At 63.7% G+C, this 499-nt stretch carries 1 pseudogene; it reads left to right on the forward strand.

From position 1 onward, the window contains the following. Window positions 1-499 (forward strand): annotated as a pseudogene (locus tag D3D02_RS19110) (ferredoxin--nitrite reductase); the annotation flags it as partial.

Consider the following 499-nt stretch of genomic DNA (forward strand, 5'->3'; position numbering starts at 1 on the left):
CGCCCGCGCCCGCAGTCGATTCTTCGTCGACGACTGGGGAACGGAAAAGAGACGCGACCGACTCGAATCGGAGTACCTCGACTTCGAACGCCAGTCGGCAGGAGAGGACATCCGCGACGAGTACACCTACAATGCGGGTCGACCGCAGTCGGCAGGCAAGTCCGACCACGTCGGCGTTCACGAGCAATCTGACGGTGGGTATTACGTCGGACTCAGCGTCGCGGTCGGCCGACTTACTGCGGCGGACGCGCTCGAACTAGCCGACCTCGCCGATAAGTACGGTTCTGGCAAGATACGACTCACTCGCCGACAGAATCCAATCGTGATGGACGTTCCGGCAGGTGCTCTCGACGACTTGCTTGCCGAACCGCTCCTCTCGAAGCACACGCCGGAGCCGAACCCGTTCCAGCGCGGGACCGTCGCCTGTACCGGGACGGTGTTCTGTTCACTCGCGCTCACCGAGACGAAGGCGCGGACGGCCCGGATGCTTCGCTGGCTC

The organism is Halobellus sp. Atlit-38R (assembly GCF_003665925.1).
Lineage (GTDB): Archaea > Halobacteriota > Halobacteria > Halobacteriales > Haloferacaceae > Haloquadratum > Haloquadratum inordinatus.